16 protein-coding genes are annotated in these 16893 nt (G+C 67.1%); 7 read left to right on the top strand and 9 right to left on the bottom strand.

Going from position 1 to position 16893, the window contains the following annotated elements; genetic code table 11:
* Positions 1 to 144: 144 nt before the first annotated feature.
* The gene (locus H7X47_RS18115) at positions 145 to 1755 is read right to left on the bottom strand and encodes a helix-turn-helix domain-containing protein (RefSeq protein WP_193370134.1); all 1611 of its coding nucleotides are present in this window, start codon (positions 1753 to 1755) and stop codon (positions 145 to 147) included.
* Between the two features lie 234 nt (positions 1756 to 1989).
* Here H7X47_RS18115 and H7X47_RS18110 point away from each other — a divergent pair, with 234 nt between their 5' ends.
* The 7 genes from H7X47_RS18110 (at position 1990) to H7X47_RS18080 (ending at position 8591) form a co-directional block, all read left to right on the top strand.
* On the top strand, positions 1990 to 3333 hold the full coding sequence (locus H7X47_RS18110) for a substrate-binding protein (protein ID WP_193370133.1): 1344 nt from the start codon (positions 1990 to 1992) through the stop codon (positions 3331 to 3333).
* A 117-nt stretch (positions 3334 to 3450) separates the two neighbouring features.
* A complete protein-coding gene (locus H7X47_RS18105) occupies positions 3451 to 4467 on the top strand; it encodes a branched-chain amino acid ABC transporter permease (protein ID WP_193370132.1) in 1017 nt (338 codons plus the stop codon).
* 1 nt (position 4468) lies between these two features.
* Entirely contained in the window at positions 4469 to 5617 is a 1149-nt protein-coding gene (locus H7X47_RS18100; protein WP_193370131.1) for a branched-chain amino acid ABC transporter permease, read from the top strand.
* A gap of 10 nt (positions 5618 to 5627) precedes the next feature.
* Positions 5628 to 6383 carry an ABC transporter ATP-binding protein gene (locus H7X47_RS18095; RefSeq protein ID WP_193370130.1) on the top strand — a complete coding sequence of 252 codons (756 nt, stop codon included), beginning with the start codon at positions 5628 to 5630 and terminating at the stop codon, positions 6381 to 6383.
* Entirely contained in the window at positions 6380 to 7141 is a 762-nt protein-coding gene (locus tag H7X47_RS18090) for an ABC transporter ATP-binding protein (RefSeq protein ID WP_193370129.1), read from the top strand. The genes H7X47_RS18095 and H7X47_RS18090 overlap by 4 nt, the downstream gene beginning before the upstream one ends.
* Before the next feature lie 191 nt (positions 7142 to 7332).
* Complete coding sequence (locus H7X47_RS18085; RefSeq protein ID WP_193370128.1) at positions 7333 to 7569, top strand: hypothetical protein; 237 nt, start codon at positions 7333 to 7335, stop codon at positions 7567 to 7569.
* Positions 7548 to 8591, top strand: coding sequence for a proline racemase family protein (locus H7X47_RS18080; RefSeq protein WP_227010596.1), 1044 nt, complete (start codon positions 7548 to 7550; stop codon positions 8589 to 8591). The genes H7X47_RS18085 and H7X47_RS18080 overlap by 22 nt, the downstream gene beginning before the upstream one ends.
* A 251-nt stretch (positions 8592 to 8842) precedes the next feature.
* On the opposite strand, the gene H7X47_RS18075 is transcribed toward H7X47_RS18080, so the two are convergent.
* From H7X47_RS18075 to H7X47_RS18040, 8 genes are all read right to left on the bottom strand, one after another.
* Positions 8843 to 9031, bottom strand: a complete 189-nt coding sequence (locus H7X47_RS18075) for a hypothetical protein (protein WP_193370127.1) — start codon at positions 9029 to 9031, stop codon at positions 8843 to 8845.
* A gap of 227 nt (positions 9032 to 9258) precedes the next feature.
* Entirely contained in the window at positions 9259 to 10506 is a 1248-nt protein-coding gene (locus H7X47_RS18070) for a calcium-binding protein (protein WP_193370126.1), read from the bottom strand.
* A gap of 595 nt (positions 10507 to 11101) precedes the next feature.
* Positions 11102 to 11311 (bottom strand): hypothetical protein, encoded by a 210-nt coding sequence (locus tag H7X47_RS18065; RefSeq protein ID WP_193370125.1) that lies wholly within the window; start codon positions 11309 to 11311, stop codon positions 11102 to 11104.
* 237 nt (positions 11312 to 11548) lie between these two features.
* Positions 11549 to 13123: a bifunctional aminoglycoside phosphotransferase/ATP-binding protein gene (locus tag H7X47_RS18060; RefSeq protein ID WP_227010595.1), complete on the bottom strand. Its 1575-nt coding sequence runs from the start codon at positions 13121 to 13123 to the stop codon at positions 11549 to 11551.
* A gap of 109 nt (positions 13124 to 13232) precedes the next feature.
* A complete protein-coding gene (locus tag H7X47_RS18055; protein WP_193370123.1) occupies positions 13233 to 13766 on the bottom strand; it encodes a peroxiredoxin in 534 nt (177 codons plus the stop codon).
* Positions 13767 to 13798: 32 nt separating this feature from the next.
* Positions 13799 to 14902, bottom strand: coding sequence for a hypothetical protein (locus H7X47_RS18050; RefSeq protein ID WP_193370122.1), 1104 nt, complete (start codon positions 14900 to 14902; stop codon positions 13799 to 13801).
* Between the two features lie 135 nt (positions 14903 to 15037).
* Complete coding sequence (locus H7X47_RS18045) at positions 15038 to 15829, bottom strand: enoyl-CoA hydratase/isomerase family protein (protein ID WP_193370121.1); 792 nt, start codon at positions 15827 to 15829, stop codon at positions 15038 to 15040.
* A gap of 161 nt (positions 15830 to 15990) precedes the next feature.
* Entirely contained in the window at positions 15991 to 16620 is a 630-nt protein-coding gene (locus tag H7X47_RS18040; RefSeq protein ID WP_193370120.1) for a hypothetical protein, read from the bottom strand.
* Between the last annotated feature and the right edge of the window lie 273 nt (positions 16621 to 16893).

The following is a 16893-nucleotide window of genomic DNA, read 5'->3' as shown; positions in this document are numbered from 1 at the left end:
CCAGACTTGGCAGTGCCTTTTTGCGGCCCCTGCATCTTTATTATTACGTTCCGCCCCCTGACGCGCCTGCCGGGGCCTCGGCCCTGATGTAGCACAGGCCGCGGCCGGCGGGGGCAACATTCGTCTGCGCCCTTCCGGGCGTGGTTACTCGGCGGCCAGGCCAGGCCCGCCGCGACCGGCGGACTGCGATTTGATGATCACATCTTCCTGGCGCTGCGGGCAATCGTCGCGCGCGCAGAGGCGACAGGTGGCGCCCACCCGGTCGGCTGGTGCCGCTGCGGAGAGGTCGAGGCGGTCGCCGTAAACCGTCTGGTCGGCGTAGAGCGCCTCGCAGGCCAGCATGATCGACAGCAGGTGGCGTGGCTGGCCGTAAGCGGCGTCGCCCTTGGCCACGGCCCGGGCAACGAAGAGGAAACGGTCGCCGCTGGGGAACTCGGCAAGCTGGCTGACCACCGTCTCCGGCATCTGGAAGGCCCGGTAGACCGCCCACAGCGGGCAGGTACCGCCATAGCGCGGCAGCGGCAGGTTGGGCAGGGGAAAGCGCTTGGTCACATAGCCGGCGGGGTCAGAACGCAGGAAGGCGAAGGGAAGGCCCTCGCTGCCGGGCCGGCGCAGCGTCACCAGACGGTGGCAGACCTGCTCCACGCTGGTGCTGTAGGCCCGCCGCAGCAGGTCGATGTCGTAGCGCGCCTTGACGGCATCTTCCAGAAAGCGGTCATAGGGCATAAGGGCCGCCCCGGCGCAGTAGGACTGCAGCGCGATGGCCGCCCTCTCGCGCGCCGCCGGGGTGGTCAGCGTGGCGCTGGCGGAGATGATACCTTCGACCTCGCCGGCGAAGCTGAGCCGCGCCAGCAGGCGCGCCACGGCGAAGCGGCGGCTGGCGGCGGGGGCGCTGTCCAGCAGCAGCAGGCGCTTGTTGTGCGGGCTGTAGCGCAGCGGCGCGCGCGAGGCGTAGTGCGCCTCGTTCTCTGGCGCGGCGCGGGTGATGCGCAGGCCGTGATCCTCGGCCAGCGCCTCCAGCATGCGCTCCTCCATGACACGCGGAGTCTCGCCCAGGCGCAGGCGCAGCCGCCCGGCGGCTTCCTCCAGGATCGGGAAGTGGTTGCCGTTCTCCAGGACGAAGTCATCGACCTCCTCGGCCGGGGTGGTCGAGCGCGTCGCCGTGTGCGCCTTGTCGAAGAAGGTCGACAGCCCCTGGGCGGCGCTCGACAGGCGGGCGCTCTCCTCGGAGAGGATGGTGTGGAAGCGGTGCTGCTGCTCGGCATCGACGTCTTCCACCGAGGTCAGGATCTCCGAGATCGAACGGATCGCCGAGACGTTGGTGAGGATGCGGTGGATGGCGTCACCCAGAAAGGGGTCCTGGTTCAGGCGGTCGGCGAGGGCGTGCATGGCCTGGGATCGGTCCAGGAAGGCGCGATGCAGGGTGATCAGCGCCTGGGCCCAGCCGGGATGGCGGCCGACCAGGTCGCCGGTACTGCCCGGGTCGAGGCGCAGCCGGTCGAACAGCGGGTCGGCCAGCACTTCGTTGAGATCGCTGACCAGGCGGCGCTCGGTGGCGCCGTCCAGAACCTCCAGGCCGACGTCCAGTTCCTCGGCGATCTGCTGCAGGAGGCGGCCGCCGATGCTGCGTTTGTTGTGCTCGATGAGGTTCAGGTAGGAGACCGAGATGCCGATACGTCCGGCCAGCTCGGTCTGGGTCAGGCCGATCTCCTTGCGGCGGTCCCGGATTTTCAGCCCGATGAGGGGGGTGGCCATGGCTTAAGCCTCTCAATTCGCGGATTTTTGTGCGCCGCAATGTAAACTTTTGACAAGATCGAATTTTATCGATGGGTCATTTTTACAGAAAATATCATGAAGAACAATGACTTATTGTAGCATTGACTAAACTCGGGTACTTCTCTTTACGGAATAGTTGCGCGTTAGCCCCGCGCTCCGCCCACCGGAAACCTCTGGCGGGCCACCCAAGAAGAAGAAACTGGGAGGAATAGTATGGTCAAATTTCCCAATGGCTTTAGCCGTCGTACGGTGCTGAAGGGCGGCGCGGCTCTGACCGGCGCCGCGATGGCGCCGACGGTTTTCGTGCGTCACGCTTTCGGCGCCGAATTCCGTAACAATCCGGGCAGCAATGCCACCGTGCCTTTCGGCTTCAATGTGCCGCAGACCGGCGCCTACGCCGACGAGGGTGCGGACGAGCTGCGCGCCTATCAGCTGGCGGTGAAGCACATCAACGGCGAAGGTGACGGCGGCATGCTGAACACCATGACGCCGAAGGCGCTCAAGGGTAACGGCATCCTGGGCAAGAAGGTCACCTACGTGACCGGTGACACCCAGACCAAGTCCGACGCGGCCCGCGCTTCGGCCCGCCGCATGATCGAGAAGGACGGTGTCATCATGTACTCCGGCGGCTCGTCCTCCGGCGTCGCCATTGCCCAGCAGTCGCTGGCGCAGGAGATGGGCATCGTCTTCATGTGCGGCCTGACGCACTCCAATGACACCACCGGCAAGGACAAGCGCCGCTACGGTTTCCGTCACTTCTTCAACGCCTATATGTCGGGCGCCGCGCTCGGCCCGGTGCTGGAGAAGGAGATGGGCGCCGACCGCCGCGCCTATCACCTGACCGCCGACTACACCTGGGGCTGGACCCAGGAAGAGTCGATCAAGAACACCACCGAAGGCCTGGGCTGGGAGACCGTTGCGGCGGTCAAGACCCCGCTGGGCGCCGGTGACTTCTCGCAGTACATCACGCCGGTGCTGAACTCCGGCGCCGACGTGCTGATCCTGAACCACTACGGCAAGGACATGGTCAACTCCCTGACCCAGGCGGTTCAGTTCGGTCTGCGCGACAAGCAGGCGAACGGCAAGAACTTCGAGATCGTGGTTCCGCTGTTCTCCCGCCTCATGGCGCAGGGCGCGGGCGAGAACATCAAGGGCATCCTCGGTTCGACCAACTGGAACTGGTCGCTGCAGGACGCGGGCTCTCAGGCCTTCGTGAAGTCCTTCGGTCAGGAGTACGGCTTCCCGCCGTCGCAGGCCGCGCACACCTGCTACGTGCAGGCGCTGCTCTACGCCAACGCTTGCGAGACCGCCGGCACCTTCTATCCGCCGGAAGTCATCAAGGCTCTGGAAGGCTTCGAGTTCGACGGCATGGGCAACGGCAAGACGCTGTACCGCGCCGAGGATCACCAGTGCTTCAAGGATGTGCTGGTGGTGCGTGGCAACCAGAACCCGACCAGCCAGTTTGACCTGCTGGAAGTGGTGCAGGAAGTGCCGCGCAGCCAGGTCGAGTACGATCCGTCGATCTTCGGCGGCGAGCTCGGCCCCTACGAGGCTTAAGTAGCGTTGAAAGTTGTGCGTGCCGGCTGCCCTCCAAGGCAGTCGGCATGCACTGTATCTTGTTCCCTCTTCGGCAGCTGCCCGCCGGGGAGGGAACAAGACAATGGGTGATTCGCTATGGACGCAATCTTACTGCAAATCCTGAACGGCCTGGACAAGGGTGGGGCCTATGCCCTCATCGCTCTCGGGCTGACATTGATCTTCGGCACCCTGGGCGTTGTGAACTTCGCTCACGGTGCGCTCTTCATGTTGGGCGCCTTCTGCGCGGTTAGCCTGCAGCAGCTCCTGACGCTGTCCAAGCGGATCAAGGACGAAAGCGTCACCTTCTTCGACGCTTACAAGGAAGTGCCCTACCTGAAGATCTGGTTCGGCGACTTCGGTGACACGATCATCGACTATTCGGTGCCGCTGGCCATTATTCTCGCCATTCCGGTCATGCTGTTGATCGGCCTCGCCATGGAGCGCGGCCTGATCCGGTTCTTCTACAAGCGCAGCCACGCCGAGCAGATCCTGGTCACCTTCGGCCTGGCGATCGTACTGCAGGAAATCATCAAGGCGATTTTCGGCGCGAACCCCATTCCTCAGCCACCGCCCGACGTGGTCGCCGGCAGCGCCGACATCGGCCTGCTCTTCGGGCTCGGCCAGGGTGTGGTCTATCCCTGGTGGCGTCTGGTCTATCTCGCCTTCTCGCTGGTCGTCATCGGCCTGGTCTTCGCCTTCCTGCAGTTCACGACCTTCGGCATGGTGGTGCGCGCGGGCATGCAGGACCGCGAGACCGTCGGGCTGCTCGGCATCAATATCGAGCGCCGCTTCACGATCGTCTTCGGCATCGCCGCGGTGGTGGCCGGCCTTGCCGGTGTGATGTACACGCCCATCCTGCCGCCGGACTATCACATGGGCATGGACTTCCTGGTGCTGTCCTTCGTCGTCGTCGTGGTAGGTGGCATGGGCTCGCTGCCCGGCGCGGTCACCGCCGGCTTCCTGCTGGGCATCCTGCAGTCCTTCGCCTCGATGACTGAAGTCAAAGCGATTATTCCCGGCATCGACCAGATCATCATCTATCTGGTCGCCGTGGTCATCCTGCTGGTTCGCCCGCGTGGCCTGCTGGGCCGCAAGGGTGTGATGGAGAGCTGACATGCAGTCACAGAACGCACGGCAGGACATTATCCTGAGCGCCCTCTTTTCGGTGGCGGTGCTGACCATGCCGATCTGGCTTCAGCCGATCGGGGCAGCCTATCCAGATCTGATGCAGAAGTTCGCAATCTTCGGGCTCTTCGCCATCGGCTTCAACATCCTCTTCGGCTTCACCGGCTACCTCTCCTTCGGCCACGCCGCCTTCCTGGGCGTCGGCTCCTACACGGCGGTGTGGTCGTTCAAGCTGCTGACCATGAACGTCATCCCGGCGGTCATCTTCGGCACTCTGATGGCCGGCATCTTCGCGGCGCTGATCGGATTCATCAGCCTGCGCCGCTCGGGCATCTACTTCTCGATCCTGACGCTGGCCTTCGCGCAGATGTCGTACAACTTGGCCTACTCGGTCCTCACGCCTATCACCAATGGCGAGACCGGCCTGCAACTGCGCCAGCAAGACCCGCGGGTCATCGACCAAGCTCTAGGCGTGGTGCCTGAAGCGGGTCTGCCGGTGACGAATCTCTTCGGCTTCGAGATGCAGGGCTACACGGGCTTTTACTTCTGCGCCATCCTGCTGATCATCGGCTTCATTATCGCTCTGCGCATCGCGCGCTCGCCCTTCGGCATGATGCTCTCGGCGATCAAGTCGAACCAGAACCGGCTCAACTACATCGGCGTCAACACGCGGCCCTATACCCTGGCGGCTTTCGTCATCTCCGGCATGTATGCGGGTCTGGCCGGCTCGCTGATGGCGGTGACCGACCCGCTGGCGGGCGCCGAGCGCATGCAGTGGACAGCCTCCGGCGAGGTCGTGCTCATGACCATTCTGGGCGGCGCCGGCACGCTGCTGGGGCCGGTCCTGGGCGCGGCCATCATCAAGTACTTCGAGAATATCTTCTCGTCGTTCCACGAGGCGGCGCTGCTCAGCGCCTTCGACTTCCTGCCCGACTGGCTGGCCGAACCGGTTGCCAGCGTGCTCGGCCTCTTCGTCGGCGAAGGCTGGCACCTGACTCTCGGCGCGGTCTTCATGCTGATCGTCATCTTCATGCCGGGTGGCGTGATCGAAGGGCTGAATAAGCTGGTCAGCCTGGTCCGCCGGCGACCGGACGACACCGCGCCGGCCGCGGTCCAGCAACCGCATTCCGCCGAGTGAGGGGGCCGCGATGAGCATTCTTCAAGTCAAAGGCGTTCATAAGAACTTCGCCGGCCTGCGCGCCCTCAACGACGTCAACCTGACGGTGGAAGAGGGCAGCGTGCACGCCATCATCGGGCCCAACGGCGCCGGCAAGTCGACCCTGCTGAACTGCTTCGTCGGGCGTTTGGAGCCCGACACCGGCAGCGTCGACTTCAACGGCACTTCGCTGCTGGGTCTGGCGCCGCACGAGATCAACCAGGCCGGTGTCTGCCGCGTGTTTCAGACGCCGGAGATCTTCGGCGATCTGACCCTGGTGGAGAACGTCATGATCCCGACCCTGGCGACGCGCGATGGTGCCTTCAAGCTGAACGGCTGGGACCGGGTGGACCACCAGGCCGAGATCACCGAGAAGGCCGAGCATCTTCTGGAAGACGTTAACCTGATCGACAAGAAGGACATGAAGGCCGACTTCCTGTCGCGCGGCGACAAGCGGCGCCTGGAACTGGCCATGTGCCTGGTGCAGGACCCCAAGCTGCTGCTGCTCGACGAGCCGACTGCCGGCATGTCGCGCGGCGACACCAATGACACCATCGACCTGCTGAAGCGCATCGGCGAGCGCGGTATCACCAAGATCGTGATCGAGCACGACATGCACGTGGTGTTCTCGCTGGCGCACCGTATCTCGGTCATGGCCCAGGGCACCATCATCGCCGAGGGCGCGCCTGAGGAGATCAAGGGCGACCAGCGCGTGCGCGACGCCTATCTGGGAGGGGCCCACTTATGAGTCTGCAGAGCGAATTCCAATCCGCGGCCCTGGCGTCGCGCGCCGCCTCGCAGCCGGCATATTTCTCGGCTTGGGGCCTCAAGGCCTATTACGGCGAGAGCTACATCGTCCAAGACGTCAGCTTCAACATCCACGAGGGCGAGATCGTCGCCCTGCTGGGCCGCAACGGTGCCGGCAAGACCTCGACCCTGCGTGCCATCGCGCGCCTTGCGGCGCCGCAGCTCACCCACGGCGAGGTCTGGCTGGACCACCAGCCGCTGCACGAGATGGAGGCCTATCAGGCTTCCCGCGTCGGTGTCGGGCTGGTGCCGGAGGACCGGCGCATCATTCCCGGCCTGACGGTGGAGGAGAACCTGCAGCTGGCGCAGATCGAAAAGCCGCACGGCTGGACCATCGAGCGCCTCTTCGAACATTTCCCGCGCCTGGCCGAGCGCCGCAAGCAGGAAGGCGTGACGCTTTCCGGCGGCGAGCAGCAGATGCTGGCGGTGGCCCGCACCCTGGCGCGCGACGTGAAGCTGCTGCTGCTGGACGAGCCCTACGAGGGCCTGGCGCCCGTCATCGTGCAGGAAATCGAAAGGATCGTCGAAGAGATCAAGTCCCTCGGCCTCACGACCATCATCGTCGAGCAGAACGCCATCGCGGCGCTGCACCTAGCCGACCGGGCGATTATTCTCGACATGGGCCAGGTGGTCTTCGACGGCACCGCCCAGGCGGTGCTGGACGACGAGGACCTGCGTCACCAGTACCTGGCCATCTGACCAGCGGCTTCCCCCCCGCGGGGGAGCCGATTCTGGGGGGAGGAGGCGCGCCGCGCAGGAAGCACGGCGCGCCTCGCTCATTCTTGATCCCTTGAACTCCGCCCCGGCGCTTTCCGGGCTTGCCTCCCGTCACCCGGGTTGGGCTATGCTGTGAGAGGCTCTCTTGAACCCTCGCAGAAGGAGAACGCAAGGTGGCCAACAATTTCCTGGTACTGACGGCCGCGGCCGCGGCGGCGCTGCTGCTGGCCGGCTGCGCGGCCAAGCCCTTCCCAACCCTCAGCTATGCGGAGCGGCCCTGCTACCGCACCCTGGCGGAGGTTGACTGCCATGCCCGTCCGCTGGTCGGTGAGGAGAGCCGCAGGGTCGGCTTCTACGACGCGCCCATCGCCGTCGAGCAGGAAGAAGCATGGCCTCAACGCCTTTTCTAGCCGGCGCCTTCGAAGTCACCACCATCGAGATGCATACCGGCGGCGAGCCGCTGCGCATCGTCACTTCGGGCTACCCCAAGCTGAAGGGCCGCCGCCTGCTCGACAAGCGGCGTGACGCCCTGGCCAACCACGACACCTTTCGCCGCCTGCTGATGCACGAGCCGCGCGGCCATGCCGACATGTACGGGGCAGTGCTGGTGGAGCCGGATGATCCGGAGGCGGATCTGGCGGTGCTGTTCCTGCACGGCGAGGGCTATTCCACCATGTGCGGCCACGCCGTCATGGCCCTGGGGCGCTGGGCGGTGGACTCGGGCCTGGTGGAAGTGCGCGAGCCGGAGACCGAGGTGGCGATCCAGACGCCCTGCGGGCTGGTACGGGCGCGCGTCGCGGTGGAGAGCGCCGAAGCCGGGCGCCGCAGCGGGGCCGTCAGCTTCCGCTCGGTGCCTGCCTTCGTCTTCGCACGGGAACTGGTGGTCGACACGGTGGAGTGGGGACCGCTGCAGGTCGACATCGCCTACGGCGGCGCCTTCTACGCCGTCCTCGCGGCGGACAGCATCGGCCTGGATCTCTACAACTGCCCGGCGCGCCTGCTGGCCGACGCCGGCGAGGCGATCACCCGGGCCGCGGCGATGCAGGTGCGCCTCTCCCATCCCGACGACATGGATCTGGCCTTCCTCTACGGCACCATCTTCACCGACGGGCGCGACACCTACGACGACGAGGCGCCGACGCGCAATGCCTGCGTCTTCGCCGGGCGCCAGGTGGACCGCAGCCCGACCGGCTCCGGCGTCGCCGCGCGGCTGGCTTTGCAATGGACCCGCGGCGAGATCGGCCTGGGCCAGGCGCGGCGCTTCGAGAGCCTGACGGGCGCGCGCTTCACCGGCACAGCGGTGGAGGAGACCCGCGCCGGCCCCTACCGCGCGGTTACGGTGGAAGTCGCCGGCCAGGCGCATTACCACGGCCAGGCCCGCTTCACCCTGGAGCCGGACGACCCTCTCGCCGAGGGCTTCCTGCTGGACTGAGCTCCCCGGCTGAGCAGCCGAAAAGAAAACCCCCGGCGCGGCTGCGCCGGGGGAGTCGTCGAAACAGGGAGTGTCAGGCAAAATCGGACACGCCGAAGAAGGTGTTCGATGAGGGCTCATCGCGTTCGGCGTGGGGACCAGTCTGCGTTGTCCGGCCTGTGGCCACAAGGCGGGCAGAGGGAGTAGCCCGGAGTGGGAGAGACTGCCTCTAAAGTGCCGCCGAAGCGCCGGACGGCAGGTTTGGTTCGGCGCTAGTGAGTGCCGCGCAGCAGTTCGACCTGGGCCAGCACGCCGCCCCAGCCGAGGCCGCGGCAGTAGCTTGCGGCGCCGTCGACCCCGACCTTTTCCACCAGGTCGTGCGCCAATTTGAAGAGGTCGCTCTGCCCCTGGGCAGGGGAAAATGCGGGTTCGCTGCGGATAGGATTGGATGCCGGTGACATTGGACTGCGCCTCTGGTTGTCGCTCTTTTCACCATCATCGACGCGGGTGACAGCGTCTTGTTCCTGTGTCGCCCGTGTCCTTCCAAAGGTTCAATTGCGGCCTGAAAAAGGCGACCTGCCCTGGCGCCCTCGGGCCGGTTGTGCCCGGCTGCGCCGTCACCCTTCGGAGGGAGGGGACAGCCCGGGGGTGGGGAGGGCAGCCTCGAAAGCGCGGCTGCCCAGGATGCTTAGGCAATGTCGATGGTCACCTTCATATCCAGCAGGTCGGCGAAGGAATTGACGCCGGTGCCGTCGAGCCCGTCGAGGGTCACGACGCCGCCGCTCGCGAAGGCGATCACCACGGAGGCCGCTGTCCCGGCGACAGTGCCAGCCCCGGCGTCCAGGTCGTCGATGTCGATCGCCTCGTCGCCGTTCAGGTCCGTGAGATCGGAGATCCGCAGCGTGTCGCCACCCTTGCCGGTGGCGAAGTCGAGGATCACGTCGTCGCCTTCGTCGCTTGCCAGGGAGAAGACGAAGCAGTCCTTGCCGTTGCCGCCGGAGAGGGTGTCATCGCCGCCGCCGCCGTGGATCTCGTCCTTGCCGTTGCCGCCGTCGATCCTGTCCGCGAGGCCGCCGCCGAGAACCGTGTCGTTGCCGTTGCCGGCTTCGAACTGCGTGCCTGGAGAGAAGCCGGATGCGCTCGCCGCGGCAGCGCCGTCGGGCAGGATGACGAAGTCGTTGCCGTTCAGGGCGTTGTATTGCGAGGCGGCGACATAGTCGCCGGACGAGAGGTCGTTGAAGTCGACGGAATCCGCCTGCTGCGTGAACAGCGCTTCGGCGCCGCTGCCGGCCTCGTCACCGCCGCCGGCCCCGTCGCCGTCTTCCGTTCCATCGCCTTCGTTCTCCGCGTTCTTGTTGCCGCCGGTGCCGACCTGGCTGCTGGAGAAGAAACTGTTGCCGGCGAAGAAGCCGTTGTTGTCAAAGGCGCTTCTCCCACCAGGGAAGCCGTCGTCAGCCGGACGGCCGCCGCCGCCCGCGCCGCCGTCGTCGCTGCCGCTGTCGACTGCGGGGAGCACAGTTGCGGCGATGACCGACGTCCGGGCATCGCCGGCCAGGAGGATGGCGTCCGCTTCGCCAAGGCCGAGGGTGGCGAAGAGCGTTTTCGGGACCATGGTGTCCGCTATGCCCGCGGTCGGCTGAAGGCCTGCGGTGATCAGGGCACCGAAGTCGGCGCCGTAGCTGCTGGCGCCGCCGCCGCTCGGCGCGGGAGCGGCCTCCGTAATCAGCGGCTGTTCCTCCGCGCCTTCGAGGAGCTTCAACGCCGGCATGAACTGCTCGTCGGCGTGATCCTGCTGGGCCAGGGGGGGCAGGACGTCGTCGTACTGTGGGACCGGCGCGGGCGCGGTTGCCGATGACGGCTCCGCGCCACCCGCGAGGACCTCCAGCACCAGCATGATCTGCTCGTCAGTAAGCTCCGGCTGCGCTGAGGGTTGCAAGCTGCCGCCGGCGTCCTGCGGGATAGGCCTGGCTTGCGCAATCTTGCTTGCCGCGGCGGCGGCATCGAGATTGCTCTCTTCTGCTTGCTCGGAGTGGTTGTCTTGGAGAAGGAACTCGGACCTCATTGGTACTCTCTCATCGACGGGTGCTTTGCCTCAGGAGGCGCCGAAGCCGGAAACCTGAGGGTGTAAGGCAGGTGGTTTTACTGATAGGACATTCGAGTAGAAGATGTAAACGTTTTACTTATTTTTTCTTTTGAGAATCAAGCTATAATTGTCGGTCGAACAGTTAAACGACAGACGAACGAAATTTGTACTGTATTGGTTGATGAGTTTTATCTATTGGTGAGTTTTTTATTCTTTCGGGAAAATCTGTTTTCTCTCCCGGTAAAATTGTAAGCGCAAACGGCAAGGCGCCCTCTGGCTGCAGCCAGGGCGGCCGTGCGCAACAGCGGTTCTTGCCTTATTTCAGGGGGAGACCGAGGACCAGGGTCTCAGTGCCGGTGACGGCCGGCTGTGGCGGGGGGCTGCCTACGGTGGTCCAGGCGAAGCGGGCCGGCGTTTCGTATGTCGGGCCCTTCGCAGATCGTGAGGTTCAGGACTTCGGCGGCTTCAGCAGCTCGACCTGGTCAAGGACACCGCGCCAACCGAGACTGCGGCAATAGCGGACGGCGCCGTCGATGCCGACCTTGTCCACGAGATCGCGGGCCAGGGCGGCGAGGTCGCCGGGGCGGGGCCGCTCTTCTTGCTCTGCTTCCTCGGGGTCCTGGCTGGCGTAATCGCTACCTGCCGCTATGGAAGTCATCCTGACGTTGCTCCTGATACTGCCGTTGCTGTCCTTGAACCGACGGCGGACGGCGAACTTTGTTCCCGGGAGACGGTCCTCCACCGGCGGGGCCGTTCCCTACGGAATGGCGGCAGCGGCGGCAAGCTCCCTTTGCGCGACCCGCCTCTGCAATTTCCGCATGGGAAGGCGGGCGGTGCGGCGCTGACTCCGACCGTCGCACGGTGAAGTTAACAAGCGGCAAATGAACGGTGGAAATCAGGAGGTAGAGGACAACAGCCGCGCCGCGGCGTCCTGCAGCTCGGCGAGCGGGCGGCCGGCGTCCAGCCGCGGCCAGTCGATGTTCCCCAGGTCGTAGGTGAGCTGCTGTTCCACCACGGCGGCGTCGGCGTCGGAGGCGTCGCCGCGGCGCTGCGTCACCCGGGCGGCCAGGGTCTCGGGCGTTGCGTCCAGCCAGAGGCCGGTAAAGGCGACCCCCGCCCGGGCGGCGATCTGCGCCAGGGCGGCCCGCTCGGCGGGCTTGGCGAAGACCGCGTCGACGACGACCGACTGGCCGCTCTGCAGGGCGGCGGCGGCCCGGTCGCGCAGCTCGGCATAGACCCGGTCGCTGGCTTCCTGGGTATAGGCTTCGGCGGGGAGCCGCTCCAGCTCCGACACCCCGGCCAGTTGCTTGCGCAGCACGTCGCTGCGCAGGTGCAGGGCACCGGGGGCGCGGCCCAGCGCCGGGGCCAGGGCGCGGGCGAGGGTCGTTTTGCCGGTTCCCGAGAGCCCGCCGACGGCAACCAGGCACGCCTTGCCCGGCGCCAGGTAGTCGCGGGCGCGCCGGAGGTAGGCGGCGGCCTCGGCGCGGCGCTGTAGCTTCACCGGCTCCGTCCCGGCGACCGCTTCCAGACTGGCCGCCACCTTGGCCCGCACCGCCGCGCGGGTGGAGAGGAAGAGGGGCAGCAGGGCCAAGGCCTCCGCTGTGTCCGCCTGCTGCAGGTAGCGGTTCAGCACCAGGTTGGCGAAGGGCCTGAGACCGCGGTGGTCCAGATCCATCAGCAGGAAGGCGAGGTCGTAGAGGACGTCGATGCAGGCGATGGCGTCGTTGAACTCGATGGCGTCGAAAAGGGCCGGCCCGCCATCCAGCAGCACCACGTTGCGCAGGTGCAGGTCGCCGTGGCAGAGCCGCACGCGGCCGGCTTCGGCACGGTCGTCCAGCAGCGGCCCCAGGCGGTCGAGCTGTGCCAGGGCCGCCTCGGTGAGCCGTTCCGCGTCGCCGCGATTGAAGAGGTCCTGGCGCTCGAGGAACTCCTCGCCGTTCTCGCGCACCACCCAGCTCATGGCCTCGGTCCCGGCGGCGCGGTCGCGGCGCTGCTCCGCCTTGTCATGAAAGGCGGCGATGGCGTCGGCCAGGGCGGTCATGATCTCCGGCGTCAGCCGCCCTGCTTCCGCCAGGGAGCTCAGCAGGCGGTCCTGCGCGAAGCGGCGCATGACCAGGACCCACTCGACCGGCGTTCCGTCTCCGCCCAGGCGCAAGGTGCCGTCGCTTTCGGTGACCGGCACCACGTCGAGGTAGAGGTCCGGCGCACTGCGTCCGTTGATCTCGCGCTCGCGCAGGCAGAAGCGGTGGCGCTTCTCCAGGGTCGAAAAATCCATGTAAGGGTAGGCGACGGCGCGCTTGATCTTGTAGGCGCGCGTCCCGGCCAGGAAGACCACGGCGCCGTGGGTGTCGATACGTTCGACGGTCTCCACCTCCGGGCCGTAGGTCGCCGGATCGGCGAGCAGGCTCAGGACCGCGCTCTGGTCGCCGGTCACGTGGTTTGCCGCTTTCGGCGCCGTGTTGCTCGGCAAGGGCCCTCTCCGCGCTTGTCGTCCTGCCCGCAGGCAGCCTAGCAGCGGCCGCCGCCAAGGCATTGAGATGCCTCAAGCGATGTGCGTCAAGGCCTGCGGCGGGAGGGGACTATTCGGCGGCGAGGCGGGCCCGGCCGTCCAGCCGCCGGGCTTCCAGGTGGTCCAGCATGGTGACGGCGTCGCTGACGTCCAGCGAGTCGATGCCGCCGTTCCGGCCTTCCACGAAGATCTGCTCGATGACGCCATCCTCGGCCAGCAGGGAGTAGCGCCAGGAGCGCAGGCCGAAGCCCTGGGCGCTGCAGTCGACCATCATGCCCATCTCGCGCGTGAAGACGCCGTTGCCGTCGGGCAGCAGGGTGACCTCGTCGGCAATACCCTGGTCGCGCGCCCAGGCGTTCATGACGAAGGCGTCGTTGACGGAAAGGCCGAACACCTCGTCGACGCCCATGGCCCGGATGTTGCGCGCCAGGGCGACGTAGCCCGCCAGGTGGCGCGCGGCGCAGGTGGTGGAGAAGGCCGCCGGCAGGGCGAAAAGCACCACACGGCGGCCGCGAAAGAGGCTGTCGCCGGTCTGCTCCAGCCAGGCGCCGTCCCGGCGCAGCCTGAAGGAGACCTGGGGAAGGCGGTCGCCGGCCAGGCGCATGTTCTTCGTTCCTTGGCTTGGCTGCCTGGGCATCAGTGCAGGGTCGGGGTACGGGCCGGCGCGCCGGCCTGTTGGGTCGCGGCGGTGGTCTCCGTCGGCCGCCGCGGCTCGGTCGCAGCGGCTTCCAGCGCCGCCAGGTCCCAGGCGCGCAGAGGCAGCAGCTGTTCGGCCGCCAGCAGGCTCTGGGCGAGACCGCGCGCCGGGGCCAGCGAGAGGCGCAGAGCGGCCGGCGGCAGCCAGTCGCCCAGCGCCGTGGCGGCGGGTTCGCCGAGATCGCGCTGCAGCCAGGCGAGCGCCTCCAGCAGCCGGGCCTCGTCCGGCGAAAGTCCGGGGCAAGTCGGGCAGCGCACGTCGACCGGGCGGTGTGCCGCCAGGGTGGTGTTGCGCAGGATGGCGTGCAGGCTGAGCCCGGCATCCTCGCCGCTGCGCGGGTCGCCCCACAGCGCGCCGGCGGCGTTGAACTGGCACCCGAAATGCCGCCGCGCCGCGGCCAGGGCGTCCTCGTTCTGGCGGTAGGCGGAAACCCAGAGGCGGACGGCCGTCACCACCCCGCGTTCCTGCTCCTCAAGGGCTGCGAGATCGGGCGCCGAAGCCAGCAGCTCGGCGTCCTCTCCTTTGTCGCCCAGAACCAGTTCGCGGCGGCGCGGCGCCTGGTAGGGAATCAGCTGCGCGGCCGCGCGCAGGCTCCGCGCCAGGCGTTCGGCGCCCTCGACGAAGCGCCGGCGTCCGACCGGCAGCAGGCACCATTCACTGAGCGCGCGGGCCTGCGCCGTTTCGCCTTGCTGGAAGGCGGCAAGCACGGAGAGCAGGGCCTCCTCGGTGGCGTTGATGCGGTCGTCGTCGATGACCGAGAGCGCCTGCGGCAGGCGGGCCGCGGCCATCAGGCCGTCGGCCACCGCCGAGAAGGCGGCGAGGGTCTCTTCCAGGTGCGCCAAGCCGAGCGCGCGGGAGAACTCCGGCGCGATGACGGCGCTGCGCGCCTCCCGCGGCTGGCGGCAGTTGGTGTAGCGGCGCAGCGCCCAGATCACCAGAACCTCGGGGAAGGCCAGGTTGGCGACATGGCGCGGGGCCACACCCTTGGCGCGGGGGGCTTGCGGCCCGGCAAGGCCGTCGGGCAGGTCGGAAATAGCTGACATCTCGGCATCCATCGACGAAGTGATGCGAATGAGAATGACTCGCAGTTACAGTAACGTCAAGGACCGATTGGGGGGTGGCCGGGCGGTGGCGATGGCGGCTGTGGGGACGGCCGTGGGGGCCGGCGGCGCCCGCGCTCAGGCGCCGGTGAAGCGGGGCGGACGCTTCTCCAGGAAGGCCCGGATGCCCTCCTGCCCGTCGGCGCTGGCGCCGGCGGCGGCAATGGCCAGGGATTCCTGCTCCATTTGGGTCTCCAGGCCGGCGCCGGCGGCGCTCTCCAGCAGCCGTTTGACGCTGCCGTGGGCTTCTGTGGGCCCCTCGGCCAGCTGCCGGGCCAGGGCGCCGGCCTCCTCGGCCAGCCTCTCGGCGGGCACCACCCGGTTCACCAGGCCCCAGTCGAGGGCCTCGGCCGAGGAGAGCACGCGGTTGGTGAGGAACAACTCCATGGCCCGGCGCGGCCCGAGCAGGCGGTTGAGGAAGTAGGTCGAGCTGCCGTCGGGGGCCAGGCCGATGCGGGTATAGGCGCTGGTGAAGGTTGCGCTCTCGGCGGCGACGACCAGGTCGCAGCAGGCGACGAGGCCCAGGCCCGCCCCGGCGGCGACGCCGTTCACCGCGCCGATCAGGGGTGCGCGCATGCGGGCGAAGCGCGAGACCGCGGCGTGCAGATAGGTGGTGATCTCCTTGACCAGCAGGTCGAGCGCCTCCAGGTGCTCGCCGAAGACGCTGACGTCGCCGCCGGCGCAAAAGGCCTGTTCGCCGCTCCCGGTCAGCACCGCCGCGCGCACGCCCCGGTCGCTGCTGCAGCGGTTGGCCACGTCGCAGAACTCGCGCGCCATGACCTGATCCAGGGCGTTGAAGCGGTCCGGACGCTTGAAGGTGATCCAGGCGACGGCGTCGCGAACGTCGTAGTCGAGGGTGCTGTAGGTCATCAGGCCGTTCCCGCTGTATTTTCGTCCGTGGCCTCTTCTACCGCGAAGACCGGCCGCGCGATAGCGGAACGAAACGGAAGGCGGGCGGGTCAAAAAAAATGGCGGAGCCCGGGGGCCCCGCCATTTCAATTCTTCCTCGGATGGAAGATCGGAGAAAACGCTTACTGCGCCTCGTCGCCGAGCAGTTCTTCGGCGGCCTGGGCGATCTCATCCGGCTCTTCCTCCGGATCGCCCTCTTCGCCTTCACCCTCCGCCAACTCCTCGCCTTCCTCGGGCTCGCCTTCGGCCTCGACCGCTCCGGAGCGGATCGCTTCCGCCTGGGCTGCCAAGTCGGCCTCTTCTTCCGGCGAGAGCTCGATGCCCAGGTTGTTGTTCACCATCCCGAGCCTTTCGGGCGTGATCTCCTTGTTGGAGGCTGCGGCCAGGGCCGCGGCCGCGGCGTCCGGGTCCCCCGCCGCCATCGCCGCCTCGTAGTCGGCAATGTTGTTGACCTGGGAGCCCTCTGCCGCCATCTCGCGCGCGCGCTGAGAGGCGTTGCTGGCGCTCAGACTACCCCAGCCTTTTGACTTGGCGGTCTCGGTATCCTCGACTTCCGTCTCCTCGTCGGTGGCATCCAGCGAAGAGTTGGACTTGCCGGCATTGGCCGACTTGTCACCCTTGCCGCCTTTGTCGTTGCCGTTGCCGCCGCCGTTACCGCCGCCGTTACCGCCGCCATTGCCGCCCCCGTTGCCGCCCTTAGCGAAGGCGGCCGCGGAATCGAGGCCAAGGTCGTCGGATACGGAAAGTGGCATCGCCGTCATACCGGCGGCAAACAGGGCCGCCAGAGCAAGCTTCGTTGCGCTACTGCGCATACTGTATCGGGTCATACGCATCTCCCTTTCTTGTCGTCTCCGCTGCCTGCGGAGACCCATACCTGAAGCCGACGCTTCTCACGGCGAAAGCTTCCCATTTTGGCATTAATCGCCGGTGAAAAGTTGATTCAAACCGTGTCAACTTCACGGCATTGGAGGCAGAGAAGGGACCTATGCCGCTCGACGGTTGCACTTCCAGGTTTGATCTCAGCC

Source organism: Pelagibius marinus (genome assembly GCF_014925385.1).
GTDB classification, from domain to species: Bacteria; Pseudomonadota; Alphaproteobacteria; order Kiloniellales; family Kiloniellaceae; genus Pelagibius; species Pelagibius marinus.
The sequence above is the reverse complement of the archived record's forward strand: the minus strand, read 5'-3'. Positions and strand labels throughout refer to the sequence as shown.